15 protein-coding genes and 1 pseudogene are annotated in these 16,590 nt (G+C 63.3%); 7 read left to right on the top strand and 9 right to left on the bottom strand.

Going from position 1 to position 16,590, the window contains the following annotated elements:
• Positions 1–130 precede the first annotated feature (130 nt).
• From FFS21_RS01605 to FFS21_RS01595, 3 genes are all read right to left on the bottom strand, one after another.
• Complete coding sequence (locus FFS21_RS01605) at positions 131–1,465, bottom strand: O-antigen polymerase (protein WP_137923182.1); 1,335 nt, start codon at positions 1,463–1,465, stop codon at positions 131–133.
• Positions 1,458–2,249, bottom strand: coding sequence for a GumC domain-containing protein (locus FFS21_RS01600; RefSeq protein ID WP_137923181.1), 792 nt, complete (start codon positions 2,247–2,249; stop codon positions 1,458–1,460). Before FFS21_RS01600 ends, FFS21_RS01605 begins: the two co-directional genes overlap by 8 nt.
• A gap of 103 nt (positions 2,250–2,352) precedes the next feature.
• Complete coding sequence (locus FFS21_RS01595; RefSeq protein ID WP_137923180.1) at positions 2,353–2,631, bottom strand: hypothetical protein; 279 nt, start codon at positions 2,629–2,631, stop codon at positions 2,353–2,355.
• Positions 2,632–2,653: 22 nt separating this feature from the next.
• Here FFS21_RS01595 and FFS21_RS01590 point away from each other — a divergent pair, with 22 nt between their 5' ends.
• Positions 2,654–2,974, top strand: a complete 321-nt coding sequence (locus tag FFS21_RS01590; protein WP_249359047.1) for a hypothetical protein — start codon at positions 2,654–2,656, stop codon at positions 2,972–2,974.
• 21 nt (positions 2,975–2,995) lie between these two features.
• Here FFS21_RS01590 and FFS21_RS01585 read toward each other — a convergent pair whose 3' ends face one another.
• Positions 2,996–3,325, bottom strand: a complete 330-nt coding sequence (locus tag FFS21_RS01585; protein ID WP_137923178.1) for a DMT family transporter — start codon at positions 3,323–3,325, stop codon at positions 2,996–2,998.
• Positions 3,326–3,685: 360 nt separating this feature from the next.
• On the opposite strand from FFS21_RS01585, the gene FFS21_RS01580 reads away from it, so the two are divergent.
• Positions 3,686–4,210 carry a hypothetical protein gene (locus tag FFS21_RS01580; RefSeq protein ID WP_137923177.1) on the top strand — a complete coding sequence of 175 codons (525 nt, stop codon included), beginning with the start codon at positions 3,686–3,688 and terminating at the stop codon, positions 4,208–4,210.
• Between the two features lie 20 nt (positions 4,211–4,230).
• Here the strand turns inward: FFS21_RS01580 and FFS21_RS01575 are convergent, their stop codons facing one another.
• Both FFS21_RS01575 and FFS21_RS01570 read right to left on the bottom strand, forming a co-directional pair.
• Positions 4,231–5,421 carry a benzoate/H(+) symporter BenE family transporter gene (locus FFS21_RS01575; protein WP_137923176.1) on the bottom strand — a complete coding sequence of 397 codons (1,191 nt, stop codon included), beginning with the start codon at positions 5,419–5,421 and terminating at the stop codon, positions 4,231–4,233.
• Between the two features lie 95 nt (positions 5,422–5,516).
• On the bottom strand, positions 5,517–6,452 hold the full coding sequence (locus tag FFS21_RS01570) for an amino acid ABC transporter substrate-binding protein (RefSeq protein ID WP_137923175.1): 936 nt from the start codon (positions 6,450–6,452) through the stop codon (positions 5,517–5,519).
• Between FFS21_RS01570 and FFS21_RS01565 the strand changes: the two genes are divergently transcribed.
• Together FFS21_RS01565 and FFS21_RS01560 are read left to right on the top strand one after the other, a co-directional pair.
• On the top strand, positions 6,451–6,681 hold the full coding sequence (locus tag FFS21_RS01565; protein ID WP_137923174.1) for a hypothetical protein: 231 nt from the start codon (positions 6,451–6,453) through the stop codon (positions 6,679–6,681). The two genes, FFS21_RS01570 and FFS21_RS01565, sit on opposite strands and share 2 nt — an antisense overlap.
• A gap of 294 nt (positions 6,682–6,975) precedes the next feature.
• Positions 6,976–8,898 (top strand): ATP-binding cassette domain-containing protein, encoded by a 1,923-nt coding sequence (locus FFS21_RS01560; RefSeq protein WP_137923173.1) that lies wholly within the window; start codon positions 6,976–6,978, stop codon positions 8,896–8,898.
• A gap of 55 nt (positions 8,899–8,953) precedes the next feature.
• Here FFS21_RS01560 and FFS21_RS32660 read toward each other — a convergent pair whose 3' ends face one another.
• Complete coding sequence (locus FFS21_RS32660; protein WP_283205132.1) at positions 8,954–9,079, bottom strand: hypothetical protein; 126 nt, start codon at positions 9,077–9,079, stop codon at positions 8,954–8,956.
• A gap of 1 nt (position 9,080) precedes the next feature.
• Entirely contained in the window at positions 9,081–10,289 is a 1,209-nt protein-coding gene (locus FFS21_RS01555; RefSeq protein WP_137923172.1) for an MFS transporter, read from the bottom strand.
• A 252-nt stretch (positions 10,290–10,541) separates the two neighbouring features.
• Here FFS21_RS01555 and FFS21_RS01550 point away from each other — a divergent pair, with 252 nt between their 5' ends.
• The 3 genes and pseudogenes from FFS21_RS01550 to parC all read left to right on the top strand — a co-directional run bounded on the left by FFS21_RS01550 (position 10,542) and on the right by parC (position 15,839).
• Entirely contained in the window at positions 10,542–12,536 is a 1,995-nt protein-coding gene (locus FFS21_RS01550) for a DNA topoisomerase IV subunit B (RefSeq protein ID WP_137923171.1), read from the top strand.
• 31 nt (positions 12,537–12,567) lie between these two features.
• A pseudogene (locus FFS21_RS01545) lies at positions 12,568–13,373 on the top strand (lytic transglycosylase domain-containing protein).
• 138 nt (positions 13,374–13,511) lie between these two features.
• Positions 13,512–15,839 (top strand): DNA topoisomerase IV subunit A, encoded by a 2,328-nt coding sequence (gene parC, locus FFS21_RS01540; RefSeq protein WP_137923170.1) that lies wholly within the window; start codon positions 13,512–13,514, stop codon positions 15,837–15,839.
• Positions 15,840–15,903: 64 nt separating this feature from the next.
• Here the strand turns inward: parC and FFS21_RS01535 are convergent, their stop codons facing one another.
• The gene (locus FFS21_RS01535) at positions 15,904–16,548 is read right to left on the bottom strand and encodes a glutathione S-transferase family protein (protein ID WP_137923237.1); all 645 of its coding nucleotides are present in this window, start codon (positions 16,546–16,548) and stop codon (positions 15,904–15,906) included.
• Between the last annotated feature and the right edge of the window lie 42 nt (positions 16,549–16,590).

Genomic DNA, 16,590 nt, shown 5'->3' with positions numbered 1-16,590 from the left:
GCAGTTCTTCAGTTTTCCCCACCCCTGAGATTTCAGGGGTTGCGGGCCGGCCTTCAGCCAAGTCAGCGATAAACCGTTGGAATCTTCCTGAGTGCTTCGGATACTCCTGATAATCCGAAGACGGGTGCTCCTACGTAAGGCTTCCTACGCCCAGTTTGGCGCGTTGCAATTGCAGCGAAGCAATCCGGTTCATGAACAGTACGATGGCGATAATCACCACGCTCAGATAGATGCTGTTGTAAGTCAGCAGGCTGATCATGAACGAACTGTAGAAATACCCTACCGAGTGGATAAAGATCGAGGCCGACATGGCTGGGTAGCGCGCCACGAGGAACATCCAGTAGGACAGGTGCATCGCCACGCCGAACAGCACCATGAAGAGCAACGATCCCCACATCCCGAAATCGATGATCAGTCCCCGGAACATCGTGTAGATGTTGGTCTGGAATAGTGCATCGTAGGTGAAGTATTCGTCGTACGTTCCCGGAGGCAGTGCGGTGGTGTCGCCCAGAAGACGTGCAATCGGTGTAAAGGTATATAGCGCGCTACTGTTGTGGAGGTCGAAGTAGTACTGCGTGAAGCTGGCGTCGGTGGTGAAGCTGAACCAGTCCGAGAAGCCGTAGAGGTGCGCGGTCACGTAGGAGGCGAACAGGCGTTGCAGACCCTCAAGAATATCTGCTCCGGCATTGCCGATGAAGCGGGAGAGCAGCGAGACCGTGACAAGTCCGACGACTAGCGCACCGTACGGCAGTAGCTTCCGGATCTCCTCCCTGGAGAGGATGCGCAGGTCTCCGCGCTGGATCTTGCAGACGAGCGTGCCACCCCAGTAGAAGGCAAAGGCCTGGAACAGCGTGCCTTTTGCGCCCAGCAGGATCATGCCGAGGATCGATGGCAGAAAGGTAAGAACCAGGATTCTGGCTCTCTTGGCGCCAGCCGGGCGCGTTACATAGATGAAGCCTCCGATAATGGCGGCCGGGTACTGTGTGGCAAAGCTCAGCTTCGAGAAAATGTTGGGCACCAGCGATTCGGAATACCGCATATCGATCATGCGGGCCGCAACCTGCATGGGGCTGAAGATGGCATCCCATATCGTCACACCCTGAATCCACAGGTCGATCAACAAGCTGAAGATCGCCACCAGGCTGATCACATAGAACGCATTCAGCATGAACGCGCTGCCGTAGTCGACGGTCATGGGATTTTCGCGGCGCAGGCGGAAGACACGCCGCCAACTGAACGGCAAGGCCGTCAGCGAGAACAGGCAACTGGCGACTAGCAGATACAGCACGGCATCGGGATTGACCGGTACGTTCCACAGTGCGACCAGGGGTACGAACGTGAACATGAACCAGAACAGGCCCCAGAGGCAGGCCGGCGCAATCCATGTTCCGATGTAGGCACGCAATGCTGCTGCCTGCCCCAGGATCATGAGGCTGTAGATGACGGCAAGGGATTTATCAAGCATGGCCGTAGCCGCGAGCCCGGTTGATGGCCTGACGGAACTCGGCACTGGCTATGCCGAGATATGCAACGTAGAAGAAAACGCCCATAAGAACGCCCGTCAGGACACCCCACCAGCGGTTGGGACCATAGCGTCGATCGGTCACGACAACCGGGCCAATTTCGGCGGTCTCGAATGTGCGCGTGGGATCGAGCTGTTCTTCCAGCATCTCGCGTTGCTTGATCAGGCGGCGGCTGTCCACGTCGATGATCTGGATTTTGTCGGCCACGGTGACCCCTTTTGTGATTTCCTTTTTCGGTCCCTGGGCGTTGGCCAGCGCCATTAACTGCTTGCGCTGTGTTTCATAAGTCGCAACGGACTCATTGAGGCTGTCGATCTGGGCGCGCATGCGTGTCTCGTAGGCAGCAATGGCGGGCTTGTGCTCGGCAACCAGGATAGAGACTGCGGACGCGATGACGCGCTTGGCCGTTGCAGGGTCGGGCCCGCGCACGCTGATTTCGATCATGCGTCCATCGTTATTCGGTCCCTTTGCCACAATCCCGAAGGAGTCTGCCGCGATCTGGGCGGTCATGTTTGTCTGGGGGTCATCCGGCAAGCCGGCGCCTTTCAATGCCTCCAGCACGAAGCCGCGATACTGTATGCGCTGGCGCACGGCTTGTGGGTCCAGCAAGGAACTGCGGGCATCGCCGGCCTGGCCGATGCGGATCAAGGCAGATGCAAACCAGGTCTGGAGTGGCGCAGGCATGAGGTAGGCGCCGGCAGCACCGCACAGGATCAGGAACACCATGAGTCGCAGCACATGCCGGCCAAATACGACTTTGGAGACAAAACGGACAAGATCGTCGGCGGAACTGTCAGATATTGTTGGCATTCCAGTAGAGGCGTTCGAATCATAGGCAGGGCGGCAATTGTACTCCCCGGACCGATCGCGATTTGAAACCCGATGTTACCGAGACCACCGTACCTTCAGGGTCAGACATGTCATCCAGCTTCAACAAATAATCCGAAATAGCCTTGTCTGTAACTGAGTTTGAGGTCCCTTTTTCTGAGTTGTGGCGGGGCGCTTTCACGGCAATTGCTATTTTTCTCGGCCGAATTAAACAAACCGCTATGATGTAGCCCGCACGCCGCAGCGGCGGTGCTGCCTGATTCATATCTGTCCAATCCATGCCCATTTCCCGGACTTCTCGGGTGCCGCGGAGGCTTTTCCGCTGGTTGCCTGCGCTTGCGTTGTTGGCTGCCGCCCCGGTCATGGCGTTGCAGGCCGCGTCCGATCCGGCGTTGGCGGACACGTCGGGCTGTTCGGCGCTGATCGATATCGTGCAGGAAAGCCTGCGTGGCGAGATCGAGGTGGCGTGTCCGAAGGAAGGCGGGGAAGTTTGCGAAGCGAAGAACGGGCAGGTTCGCGCCTTGCTCGACATCATCGAGCAGCGGCGGCGCCAGAAGGTGGACGAGTGCGACACGCTCGCACATGTCAACCGGTTGTTGCGGACGCTGCCGCCGAAGGGCTGAGCGCCGCGCCCCTCAACGCCCTCAGTGGCTCATTTTCGAGAACAGCTGGATCACGGCCACGCCGGCGATGATCAGGCCGATGCCCAGCCAGGCGGCAAGGTCAGGAATCTGACGGTAGAGGATCGACGCGATCAGGGTGACCAACACGATGCCGGCGCCGGACCAGATGGCGTAGGCCACCCCAACCGGCACGGTCTTCATGACCTGCATCAGCAGCCAGAACGCTGCGACATACCCCGACACGACCAGCACGCTAGGCCAGAACCGCGTGAAATTCTCGGCGGCCTTGAGGCTGCTGGTGGCAATGACTTCGGCAATGATGGCAAGGGTGAGGAGTACGTATCCGTTCATGGAATGCGGGGCGAGAGGGCGAAACGAAGGGAGGCACCGTAAAAAGCGACGCGCGGGCCGCTTGAAAGAGGACATTATCCGATGCCTTGCTGCGTGGGGCCTGCAAACGCCGCGTCGGAACCGCGCTAACCCAAGCGGGGTAAAGGTTTCCGGCGGATGGATTACCCCTCTTTGCGGTGGTTGCGGTAGTCGCGCAAGCGGGCTTGAATGATGGGACACACATTAAAACAAAGGCCGCTCGTAATAGTTGGTCGAGACGGCGACAATGCGTCGCGGTGATTTACAGGCCGTGGCCTGACCATGCCGGCATCAAAAAATCGCCGGTGGCGGGTTGTGGTGCAGACGGGTTAGGGGAGCATCATGAATAACGAACCGGACGCGGTCACGCAGTGGCCCGTCACGCGGCTAGCTGGCGTCGAGGGAACGCCGGATGTCCGCGAGGAGCCCCGAGACGGCGTTTGGCAGAACACGATTGCCGCCGCCGATCACGCGCTCGAAGAGGCGTCGCGCATCCAGCGCGGCGTCCAGCAGAACCTCAAGCTGATACAGGAAGTGCGCAGCGTGCGCGAGGAGTTGCGGCGCGCCCATGCCGAGATCGACCGCTACCGGGGAATGCATGCCCGCGTGGTGGTCAGCATGCGCCAGCTCGAAGAGGACCACAGCACGGAGATGGCCCAACTCCACGCCGAGAACGAGATGCTGCTCGTCCGCCATCGGGTCTACAAGCTGCTGGCTGAGCACTACGCCGTGTATGCGCTGCGCTTCGATCCACAAGTGTTTGCCGAACAGCGCGACCGCGTGCTGGAACATGTGCTGTTCCAGCGTCGGCGCGGCGTGCCCGTGTCGCAGATCCCGGCGTCCGAGATCGCCTTCCTGCTGCTGTAGGTTGCCGTTGCAGGGACGGTTCAGCTTGCTCGTTGCTCGCGCGGCTTGAGAATCAGCAGCGCGAGCATTCCGCCCACCACACCCCAGAAAGCCGAGCCGACTCCGGCCAGCGTCATGCCCGATGCCGTGATCATGAACGTCAGCAGCGCCGATTCCCGTTCGGCTGGCGTCTGCATGGCAACAGTCAGGCCATTGGCGATCGATCCCAGCAGCGCGAACGCTGCCACGCCCACCACCAGTGCCTTCGGAAACGCCGCGAATAGCGCTGCGATGCTCGCGGCCATCACGCCCATCACCAGATAGCCGATACCACAGACCACCGCCGCCATATAGCGGCGGCGCGGGTCGGCATCCGCTTGCGGACCGGTGCAGATGGCGGCGGTAATCGCTGCGAGGTTGATGCCATGCGAGCCAAACGGCGCGAGGATGGCCGATGCAACGCCCGTCACCGTAATCAGCGGGCTGGCCGGCACGTGGTAGCCATCGGCGCGCAACACGGCCAGCCCTGGAATATTCTGCGATGCCAGCGCCACGATAAACAGCGGCACGGCGATGCTGATGAATGCCGACAGCGAGAACGCCGGCGTGGTCCAAACCGGCAGCGCGGCGGCGAAGTGAAATTGCTCGAAGTGCAACTGGCCCAGCGCGCCAGCCAGCGCCACGCCAATGGCCAGCACCACCGGCACGGCGTAACGTGGCCACAGGCGGCGGCCCAGCAGGTAGGCGGCGAACATCACGAGCAGCAGCACGGTCTGGTGCTGTGCCTGGATAAAGACATCAACGCTGATCCGGAACAGGATGCCAGCGAGCAGCGCCGACGCGATGCTCGCCGGAAGCGCCTTCATGAGCCGGTCGAACCAGCCGGTCAGGCCAGCCGCCGTCATCAACAGTGCAGCCATCAAGAAGGCGCCGATGGCCTCGGGGTAGGGCACCCCGGGCAAGCTGGCGATCAACAGCGCCGCGCCGGGCGTGGACCATGCCACGACCACCGGCACGCGCATCGCCAGCGACAATCCAAGTGTGGTCACGCCCATTCCCACCGACAATGCCCAGATCCATGAGGCAATCTGTGCATCGCTGAGGTGGGCTGCCTGCCCGGCCTGGATCATCAGCACCAGTGAACTGGTGTAGCCGGTCAGCATGGCGATCAGGCCAGCAACTGCCGTGGAAACAGACAAGTCAGACAGTTTGATGGATGAGGCGGCAGTCATCGTGATCGTGCGAAAGGAGGGCGGAATGCGAGAGTTTGGCCGCTAGTTTCGCATGCCGGCCATCCCGGCCATCCCGGCCGGACCTTGAGGCAGTTTCAGTCTGCCACCTTGTCGCTGGGGAACTTGAACGAATCGCGCAGCAGGTAGCTCATGGGAATATCGAGCGTGATGCCATTGGGCGGAATCGGCTGCTGGAACCACTTGCGGTAGAGCTTCTGCGTTTCCTGATCGTAGATCGCGGCGATCATTGCGCGGTCCACGATCTTCTTGAACTCGGCATCGTTTTTCGAAAGCATGATGGCGTACGGCTCGATGGTGAGCAGGTCGCCCGTCACTGTCAGGGCCGTCGGGTTCTTGGCGTTAGCGCGCAGGCCGTACAGCAGCACGTCATCCATGACGAAGGCGTCGGCCTTGCCCGCTTCCACCATGGCAAACGCCTCGGCGTGGTCCTTGGCTTCCACCACCTTCCATCCCATCGCGCCCGTTTCGTCCATCTTGCGGAGCATGGCCAGCGGCGTGGTGCCCGTGGTCGAAACCACGGTCTTGCCGCGCAGGTCGTTCCATTTGCGGATACCGGAATCGGACTTCACGATCATGCGGCTGCCTGCAATGTAGTGCGGGATGGTGAAGGCCACCTGGTCGCGCCGTTCGCGGTTATTGGTGGTCGATCCGCATTCAAGATCGGCCTTGCCGTCGACGATGGCGGGAATCCGGGAAGCCGGTGTCACCGGCACCCACTCCACCCGCAGTTGCGGCAGCTTGAGCTGGGAGCGCAGGGCATCGGCCACCTTGAGGCAGAGGTCCACGGCATAGCCCATCGGCTTGCCGTCGGCCACGAACGAGAATGGCACCGAGCTTTCGCGGTGGGCAATGCGGATGACACCGCTTTGCTGGATGCGCAGCACCACGGAGTTGGGCGTGGCGGCCTGCACCCGCGGCGAGGCGGGCAGGCAGAGCAGCGCGGCAAAGGAAACTACGACAGACGCCAGACCTCGGATTGAGGCACGGCGCGGCAGGCCCGAATTGGTCATGAAAATACCCGTCGAAAAATTGTCAGGAAATAACCCAGGCGGCATGTTTGCCGCCGATGGCCGGATGGTTCCGGCTCTGATGCTGCTTTCGTACTGGTGCGGCCGTTGCGCGGTCGGAGAAACCGATGGCGCCGATTGTTCCACGGGCCACGTGCAAGGCACAACAGCATCAGCTAGTGGCGATCTTCAACGTTCCCGGCGCGCAACGCTTTGCGCCATCGCAGGTTGACGGGGACTTTCCCTTAAGGATTTGTCCGACTTCTGGCGCAGCGTGCGGCTGGCTATCCTTCAGACGTGCCTTGCGAGCAGGGCACCGAGGAGAGACTCTTGGGGCCCGTTCAACCGAACGGGCCTTTTCTTTTTCGTGGCCGCCACTGCGTAACCAGAGGCGCCCTTCGGTCTGATGCCGCAGCCGCCCACCACAGTCGTCTACAATTCGGGCCTGCCTTTCGCGCGTCCGCACCCTGTGCCGGCGCTCCCCGCGCCGCACCCAGGCATCGCGCTCACCCGTCTCCTTCTCACCATGGCCCTGTTTTCCATTACCGATGCCCAACTGGCCTTTGGCCACGTGGCATTGCTTGACCACACCGATTTCTCGCTCGAAGCCGGCGAGCGGGTCGGCCTGATTGGCCGCAACGGCAGCGGCAAGTCCTCGCTGCTGCGGATCATTTCCGGGGCGTCGGCGCCGGATGACGGCCTGATTTCCCGCCAGAGCGGCGTCACCTCGGCCTATGTGGCGCAGGAACCACAGTTCGCGCCGGGCCTGACCGTGTTCGATGCGGTCAGCCTGGGCATGGGCGAGGCACATGACCTGCTACTGCGCTACGACGCCGCGCTGGCCAAGCTCGACACCCATCACGACGAGGCCACGCTGGCCGAGTTGCATGATGTGCAGGCCGAACTCGATGCGGCCAACGCCTGGCACCTGCGCACGCGTGTGGAAACCACGCTGGCCCGGCTCAACCTCGATCCGCATGTGCGGGTAGACGCGCTCTCGGGCGGCCTGCAGAAGCGCGTGGCGCTGGCGCAGGGTCTCGTGGCCGAACCGGACATCCTGCTGCTGGACGAGCCGACCAACCACCTGGACGTCGAGGCAATCGGCTGGCTCGAAGACCTGCTGCTGAACTTCCGCGGCAGCGTGCTGCTGATTACCCACGATCGCGCCTTCCTGGACCGCGTGGCCACGCGCATCGTCGAACTGGATCGTGGCAAGCTGCTGTCGTTCCCGGGCAATTTCGAGGCATACCAGGTGCGCAAGGCCGAACTGCTGGCCAACGAGGCCGTGGAACAGGCCAAGTTCGACAAGCTGCTGGCGCAGGAAGAAGTCTGGATCCGCAAGGGTGTGGAAGCGCGCCGCACGCGCAGCGTGGCCCGCATCCAGCGGCTGGTGACGATGCGCAGCGAGCGTGCCGCGCGCCGTGACGTGCAGGGCAACGTCAAGCTGGAAGTCTCGCAGGCGGACCGCTCGGGCAAGATCGTGGCCGAACTGACCGATGTGTCGAAGTCGTACGGCGAGAAGGTCGTGGTGCGCGACTTCACGGCCACGATCATGCGCGGCGACAAGGTGGGTTTGATCGGTCCCAACGGCGTGGGCAAGACCACGCTGCTGCGCCTGATCCTGGGCGAATTGGCGCCGGATTCCGGCACCGTGCGCAACGGCAGCAACCTGCAGGTGGCGTACTTCGACCAGATGCGTGCGTCGCTGGACCTGGAGAAATCGCTGGCGGATACCATCAGCCCGGGTAGTGACTGGGTGGAAGTCAACGGCCAGCGCAAACACGTGATGAGCTACCTCGGCGATTTCCTGTTCGCGCCGGAACGCGCGCGTTCACCGGTGAAGTCGCTCTCCGGCGGCGAACGCAACCGCCTGCTGCTGGCGCGGCTGTTTGCGCGGCCGGCCAATGTGCTGGTGCTGGACGAACCGACCAACGACCTCGACATCGACACACTGGAACTGCTTGAGGAACTGCTGGAGGAATACAGCGGTACGGTCTTCCTGGTATCCCACGATCGGGCGTTCCTGGACAACGTGGTGACATCGACTATTGCCGCCGAAGGCGGCGGGAATTGGCGCGAGTCCGTGGGCGGCTATTCGGACTGGCTGGAGCAGACGGCGCGCGCCAAGGCGCTCCAGGCCAAGCAGGCGAAGCAGGCCGAGCAGAAGCCCGTCGAATCGGCGGCCAGCAACCGCGATAACCGCAGCGGTGGCCGGACCGTCAAGCTCTCGTACAAGGAACAGCGCGAACTGGACAGCCTGCCTGAGCGTATCGCCGCGCTGGAGACCGAGCAGAAGACGCTCTCCACGCAGTTGGCGGACGGCAGCCTATACGCTTCGGACCCCGCCCGCGCCGCCGAACTGGCCACGCGGCATGACGGCATCGAGATGGAATTGCTCGAAGCGCTGGAGCGGTGGGAAGTGCTGGAGAAGAAGACGAAGGGGGAGTGACCTACCTTTTGTTCGGTTTTCTCCCCTCTCCCGCATGGCGGGAGAGGGGAGAAAACTACCCACACCAGGCCAGCACCATATTCGTCAGATCCACCATGAAACCCGGCCGCAGGTACGCCAGGAATCCCAGCGTCAGCACCACCGCCAGCGCCAGATAGCCCAACCCACGTGCCCAGGCCATGTCAGACCGCCACCGGTTGCGGACGCACCAGCGCCTGTTCGCGGATCGGCAGGTTGACCAGTGCGGCCACCACACCCAGCGCGATAGCGATCAGCCAGACCGTGTTGTACGTGCCGGTGCGGTCGTACAGGAAGCCACCCAGCCACGCGCCCAGGAAGCTGCCGATCTGGTGCGAGAAGAACACCACGCCGGACAGCATCGACAGGTACTTCACGCCAAACACCTGGGCGATGATGCCGTTGGTCAGCGGCACCGTGGACAGCCACAGCAGGCCCATCAGCGCGGCGAAGATCCATGTGCTCCACGCGGTCAGCGGCAGCAGCAGGTAGCCGGCGATGACCACCGACCGCGCAATGTAGATCGAGGAGAGCAGATAGCGCTTGGGCATGCGTTGACCCAGCGCGCCAGCGGTGTACGTGCCGAAGACGTTGAACAGGCCGATCAGCGCCAGCGCCACGGTGGCGACCTTGATGTCCACCAGCCCGCGATCCTTCAGGTACGGCGCCAGGTGCACGCCGATAAACACCACCTGGAACCCGCAGACGAAGTAGCCCAGCGTCAGCAACTGGAAGTTGCGATTGCCGAACGCCTCGCGGGCGGCTTCGCCAATGCTCTGCTGGGGGCCTGTGCTCGGCGCCATCTTCGGCTCGCGCAGCGTCAGGGCCAGCGGCAGCATGAAGCAGGCGAGGAAGGCCAGGATCAGCAGCGCGTTCTGCCACTCGACCGTGGAAATCAGCGTCTGCTCCACCGGAATCATCAGGAACTGGCCGAACGACCCGGCTGCGGCGGCGATCCCCATCGCCCAGACCCGTTTCTCGGCACTGGCCACGCGGCCGATCACGCCATAGACCACACTGTACGTCGTGCCCGACTGCGCGATGCCAATCAGCACGCCGGCACCGGTGGCAAAGCCGGTGCCGCTCGTAGCCATGGCCATGACGATCAGGCCGGCCACGTACAGGGCGATGCCGATCAGCATGATACGCATGGCGCCGAACTTGTCGGCCAGCGCGCCGGCGATGGGCTGGCTGGCGCCCCACATCAGGTTCTGCAGCGCCAATGCGAAGGCGAAGGTTTCACGGTTCCAGCCATGCGCCTGGGTGATCGGCATGTTGAACAGGCCGAAACCATGCCGGATGCCCATGGACAACGTGACGAGAAGACCGCCGCATACAAGTACGGTGGTCAGGGAGAGTTTGCGGTCGGTCATGTCGAGGGCTCGTTATTGTCTTGATATTGTCTCTGTAATGTCTCTATCCGCTCGACGTGGGCACGGTGGGGAGGGGGAGCGTCACGGCGGCTGGCCGACGAGTTTACCCCCGGCCCCGGATTTGTGCCTGACTCCATTCCGCCCCGGCGGGAGCGGTGAACGCCCGGCAACGTCGATCCATTACAATGCAGCGCAAACCGGCTGGCCCCTGGCCGCCAGACCTTCTATCCGCCTTACATCCGCATCGACTCCATGGCGAGCAAAACCAGTCAGTACAGCGAATCCTCCATCCGGGTCCTCAAGGGCCTGGAGCCGGTCAAGCAGCGCCCCGGCATGTACACCCGCACCGACAATCCCCTGCATATCGTGCAGGAGGTGATCGATAACGCCTCGGACGAAGCGCTGGGCGGCTATGGCACCGAGATCCTCGTCACGTTGCACCGTGACGGCAGCATCAGCGTGGAAGACGACGGCCGCGGCATTCCGGTGGGTATCCACCCCGAGGAAGGTGTGCCCGTGGTGGAAATCGTCTTCACCCGGCTGCACGCGGGCGGCAAGTTCGACAAGGGCAAGGGCGGCGCCTATGCCTTCTCCGGCGGCCTGCACGGCGTGGGCGTGTCCGTCACCAATGCGCTGGCTACCCGCCTCGACGTCACGGTGTGGCGCGATGGCTCGCAGTCCACGCTGACCTTCGAGCACGGGGGCGAAGTCACCAAGCCGCTGCAAAGCCGCAAGCTCGAACGCGGCGAGAAGAAGAACGGCACGCGCGTGCAGGCGTGGCCCGATCCCAAGTATTTCGATTCGGCCACGATTCCGATGGCCGAACTCCAGCGCCTGCTGCGCTCCAAGGCCGTGCTGCTGCCGGGCGTCAAGGTGACGCTCGTGATCGAGAAGACCGGCGAGCAACTGGTGTGGCAGTACGAGCAGGGCCTCAAGGGCTATCTGGTCGAGGCGCTGGCGCAAGGCAGCGGCGCAGAACTCGTCATTCCGATGTTCGAAGGCGAGCACTATGCCGATCCGGACAAGGTTGTCGGCGAGGAAGGGTTTGCGGAGGGCGAGGGCGCATCGTGGGTGGTGGCCTGGACCGAAGACGGCGCCCCGGTGCGCGAATCGTATGTGAACCTGATTCCCACGCCCGCTGGCGGCACGCACGAGTCCGGTCTGCGCGAAGGTCTGTTCCTGGCCGTGAAGAGCTTCATCGAGATGCACTCGCTGCAGCCCAAGGGCGTGAAGCTGATGAGCGAAGACGTGTTCGCGCGCGCCTCGTTCGTGCTCTCGGCCAAGGTGCTCGATCCGCAGTTCCAGGGCCAGATCAAGGAACGGCTGAACAGCCGCGACGCCGTGCGTCTGGTTTCCACGTTCAGCCGTCCGGCGCTCGAACTGTGGTTGAACCACCACGTCGATTTTGGCAAGAAGCTGGCCGAACTGGTGATCCGCCAGGCGCAGGCCCGTACGCGTGCCGCACAGAAGGTGGAGAAGAAGAAGGGCTCCGGCGTGGCCGTGCTGCCCGGCAAGCTGACCGATTGCGAATCCACTGACATCACACGCAACGAGATCTTCCTGGTGGAAGGTGACTCGGCGGGCGGTTCGGCCAAGATGGGTCGCGATAAGGAATTCCAGGCCATCCTGCCGCTGCGCGGCAAGGTGCTCAATACGTGGGAAACCGAGCGCGACCGCCTGTTCGCGAACAACGAAGTGCACGACATGGCCGTTGCCATCGGCGTGGACCCGCACGGTGCGGACGATGAGCCGGACCTGTCGAACCTGCGCTACGGCAAGATCTGTATCCTGTCCGACGCGGACGTGGACGGCGCGCACATCCAGGTTTTGCTGCTGACGCTGTTCTTCCGTCACTTCCCGAAACTCATTGACCTCGGACATGTCTATGTCGCACGGCCACCGTTGTTCCGGGTGGACGCTCCGGCACGTGGCAAGAAGCCGGCACAGAAACTCTACGCGCTGGACGAAGGCGAACTCGAGGCCATCCAGGACAAGTTGATGAAGGATGGCGTCAAGGAAGGTGCGTGGCAGATCTCACGTTTCAAGGGCCTGGGCGAAATGAACGCCGAGCAGCTCTGGGAAACGACGATGAACCCCGATACGCGCCGTCTGCTGCCAGTGCAGCTAGGCGAATATGACCTGCCCCAAACCATCAGCATGATGAACATGCTGATGGGCAAGGGCGAGGCGTCACAGCGGCGTAGCTGGCTCGAAGAGAAGGGCAACGAGGTCGAGGCCGACATCTGATCGGTCTCGGCACTATCTGGAGAATTGGACGATGCAGGCACGAACAGGGCAATCGCGGTGGAAAGGACAGGCAAGGCGCCTGGCCTGCATGCTGGCCGCGCTCGGTTCGTTCTGCATCGCCATGCCGGCGCACGCCGAGTTGTGGGGCTATATCGACAAGGATGGCGTGGCGCACTTTGCGGATGCCAGGCTCGATGAGCGCTACAAGCTCTTCATGAAGGACGGCGGCCAGTTCGATTCGACGAACCTGGGTCATCGCGGCGCGGTGTCGCTGGAAGGCAAGTCCACGCCGGAGCGCGACAAGCTGTTCCGCACCATGCTCAACCACCCGAACCTGCGGCGCGTCGATCCGATCATCGAACGCGTGGCCGGGGCGCACGATGTGGACCCGGCGCTGGTCCGGGCAGTGATGGCCGTGGAAAGCGGCTTCAACGCTGGCGCGGTGTCGCCCAAGGGCGCCATCGGCCTGATGCAGGTCATTCCGGACACCGGCGCGCGGTTTGGCGTGGCGGCGGACAAGCGTGGCTCGATCGAGCAGAAGCTGGCCGATCCCAAGCTCAATATCGCCGCTGGCGTGCGCTACCTGCGCTTCCTCATGCAGATGTTCCCGGGCAACCTTGAGCTCGCGTTGGCCGCGTACAACGCGGGCGAAGGGCGGTGCAGCGCTACAACAACCAGATTCCGCCTTACGCCGAGACCCGCCAGTACGTGAAGACCGTGCTGGAGTTCTACCGCCTGTACCAGCCGGCAGGCGCCGATGGTCCGCGCGTGCTGCGCACCGGCGTGGCCGCCGAGCGCGTCCAGATGGTGATCGGCGGACGCCGGCCGATGCCTTGAGGCGAGGCGCGCCACAAAGGACGATGCTATTTGCGGCGGCATCGTCATCCACATCCATTAGAATCCCACGCTGATTGCAACAGCCGGTGGACGGTGCCCTGAGTTTTCCGGGAGCTGGCCGCCGCACCCTTGCCCACCATGGATCAAGCAGATACTACGTTTCAGCCCGAAGAGCCGGCGGATTCGCTGACGCTCGCGCGGTACGCCGAGCGCGCCTACCTCGACTACGCCGTGAGCGTGGTGAAGGGCCGCGCGCTGCCCGAAGTGGCCGACGGCCAGAAGCCCGTGCAGCGCCGCATCCTGTTCGCCATGCAGGCGATGGGGCTGCGCGCCGATGCCAAGCCCGTGAAGTCGGCGCGTGTGGTCGGTGAGGTGCTCGGTAAATTCCACCCGCACGGCGACCAATCCGCGTATGACGCGATGGTGCGCCTGGCGCAGAACTTCTCGCTGCGCTACCCGCTGATCGACGGCCAGGGCAACTTTGGCTCGCGCGACGGCGACGGCGCGGCGGCCATGCGCTACACCGAAGCGCGCCTCACGCCGATCTCGCGGCTGCTGCTCGACGAGATCGACATGGGCACGGTGGATTTCCTGCCCAACTACGACGGCTCGGAAGAAGAGCCCAAGCTGCTGCCCGCGCGTCTGCCGTTCGTGCTGCTCAACGGCGCGTCCGGTATCGCGGTGGGCATGGCCACGGAAATCCCGCCGCACAACCTGCGTGAAGTCGCAGGTGCCGCAGTGGCGATGATCCGCAATCCGAATATCTCGCTGGCCGAACTGCTGGCGATCATGCCGGGACCGGACTATCCGGGCGGTGGCCAGATCATCTCGCCCGCTTCGGAAATCGCGCAGATCTACGAGAACGGCCGTGGCAGCCTGAAGGTGCGCGCGCGCTGGACCATCGAGGAAATGGCGCGCGGCCAGTGGCAGATGGTGGTGACCGAACTGCCGCCGGGTACGTCGTCGCAGAAGGTGCTCGAGGAAATCGAGGAAATCACCAATCCGAAGATCCGCACCGGCAAGAAGGCGCTGACCCCGGAACAGACCCAGCTCAAGACCACGTTGCTGGGCGTGCTCGATGCCGTGCGCGACGAGTCCGGCAAGGACGCGCCGGTGCGCCTGGTGTTCGAACCCAAGAGCAAGAACACGGACCAGCAGGACTTTATCCAGACGTTGCTGGCGCATACCAGCCTGGAGTCCGGTGCGCCGATCAACCTGGTGATGATCGGCACCGATGGCCGGCCGCGCCAGAAGGGTTTGCAAGACATCCTGCGCGAGTGGATCGCGTTCCGTTTCGAGACGGTGACCCGGCGTTCGCGCTTCCAGCTGAACAAGGTTGAGGACCGTATCCACATCCTCGAAGGCCGGATGCTGGTGCTGCTGAACATCGACGAGGTGATCCGCATCATCCGCGAAAGCGACGATCCCAAGCCCGCGCTGATCGAGGCGTTCCGCCTCAGCGACCGGCAAGCCGAAGACATCCTGGAAATCCGCCTGCGCCAACTGGCGCGATTGGAAGCCATCAAGATCGAACAGGAACTGGCGAAGCTGCGCGACGAGCAGGCCGAGCTGGACGTGCTGCTGAAGTCCGAAACCATGATGCGTCGCAAGATCATCAAGGAGATCGAACAGGACGCCAAGCAGTACAGCCCGGAGGACAAGGACCCGCGCCGCACGATGATCCAGGAAGCGAGCCGCGCGACTGCCGAAGTGAAGGTGGTGGACGAGCCAGTGACCGTGATCGTCTCGGGCAAGGGTTGGGTGCGTACGCGCCAGGGCCACGACCACGATCCGTCGCAGTTCACGTTCAAGGCCGGTGACAACCTGTATGGCACGTTTGAATGCCGCACCGTCGATACGCTGCTGGCGTTCGGCAGCAATGGCCGGGTCTATTCGGTGGCCGTCTCCGGCCTGCCGGGCGGGCGCGGTGATGGCGTGCCCGTGACCACACTGATCGATCTGGCTGCGGGTTCGCAGATCGCCCATACGTTCGCGGGCAGCGCGGAGCAGCGCATGCTGATCGCCACGGCGGGCGGCAACGGTTTCGTGACCAAGGTCGGCGACATGATCGGCCGCCAGAAGGCCGGCAAGGCGTTCGTGACGCTCGACGATGGCGACGCGATCCTGCAGCCGGCGCCCGTAGGCGAAGATGCCACGCATGTGGCGTGCTTCTCGGCCAATGGGCGTCTGCTGCTGGTGGGTCTCGATGAGGTGAAGGTGCTGTCTGCCGGCGGCCGTGGCGTGATCCTGATGGAACTCGAATCCAAGGAGACGCTGGAACAGGCGGTAGCCGTGGGCGCACCGGGGCTGATCATTTCCGGTACAGGCATGCGAGGCGGGAAGCTGCCTCCGCAGAAGCTCGCCGGCAAGACGCTGCTGCCCTACGTGGGCAAGCGCGCCCGCAAGGGCAAGGCGATCGAACCGAGGCTGAAGGAAGTGAAGCTGGAACCGGTGAAGGCCGGGTAAGTCCCGCCTCCCGCACCGGTTTATTCCCCTCTCCCGCATACGGGAGAGGGGAGTCCGAACACCGTTACTGCAACGGCAACACCAGAATACTCAACGCCGCGGGCCTGGCCCGCATCGCCGCCAGCCATCGCTCCAGATTCGGGCGCGGCAAATGCTTCACCGGCGAACCCATCCAGCGGTGCGCCGCGCAGGCCAGTGCGATATCGGCCATCGTGAAGCGGTCGCCGCCGATGAATTCCCGATCTGCCAACGCCTCGTCGAGCATCTTTGCCAGTGGCTCCGTGCGGGCGCAAGACTGGGCGATGATGGCCTCGTCGCGCTGATCGGCGGGACCGCGCACCGTCTGCAGGAACGCCTGTACCATGGCCGGGCTGAACGCCGTAGTCTGCCAGTCCATCCAGCGATCGGCCGAGGCACGCGCCTTGACGTCGGCAGGCCAGAGCGTGCCTTCACCATAGCGTGCGCACAGGTAGCGCACGATGGCATTGGACTCCCACAACACGAATGGCTCGCCGGCCACGTCGGTGTCACGAAAATCCTCGATGACCGGGATCATCCGGTTCGGATTCAGCCGGATATAGGCTTCGGTATCCAGCTCGCCTTTCTGATGGCCGATGTCGATGCGCTCGTGGTCCAGGTGCAGCTCTCGCGCGCACCAGACCACTTTCTGCACATTGATCGACGACAGCCGGCCCCAGATGCGCAGCAGGCTTTGCGGCTCGTACGGTTCCAGGGTCGGCATCGGCTTTCC

The organism is Cupriavidus sp. 2SB (genome assembly GCF_005503625.1).
Lineage (GTDB): Bacteria > Pseudomonadota > Gammaproteobacteria > Burkholderiales > Burkholderiaceae > Cupriavidus.
This window is presented reverse-complemented; position numbering and strand designations above follow the sequence as displayed.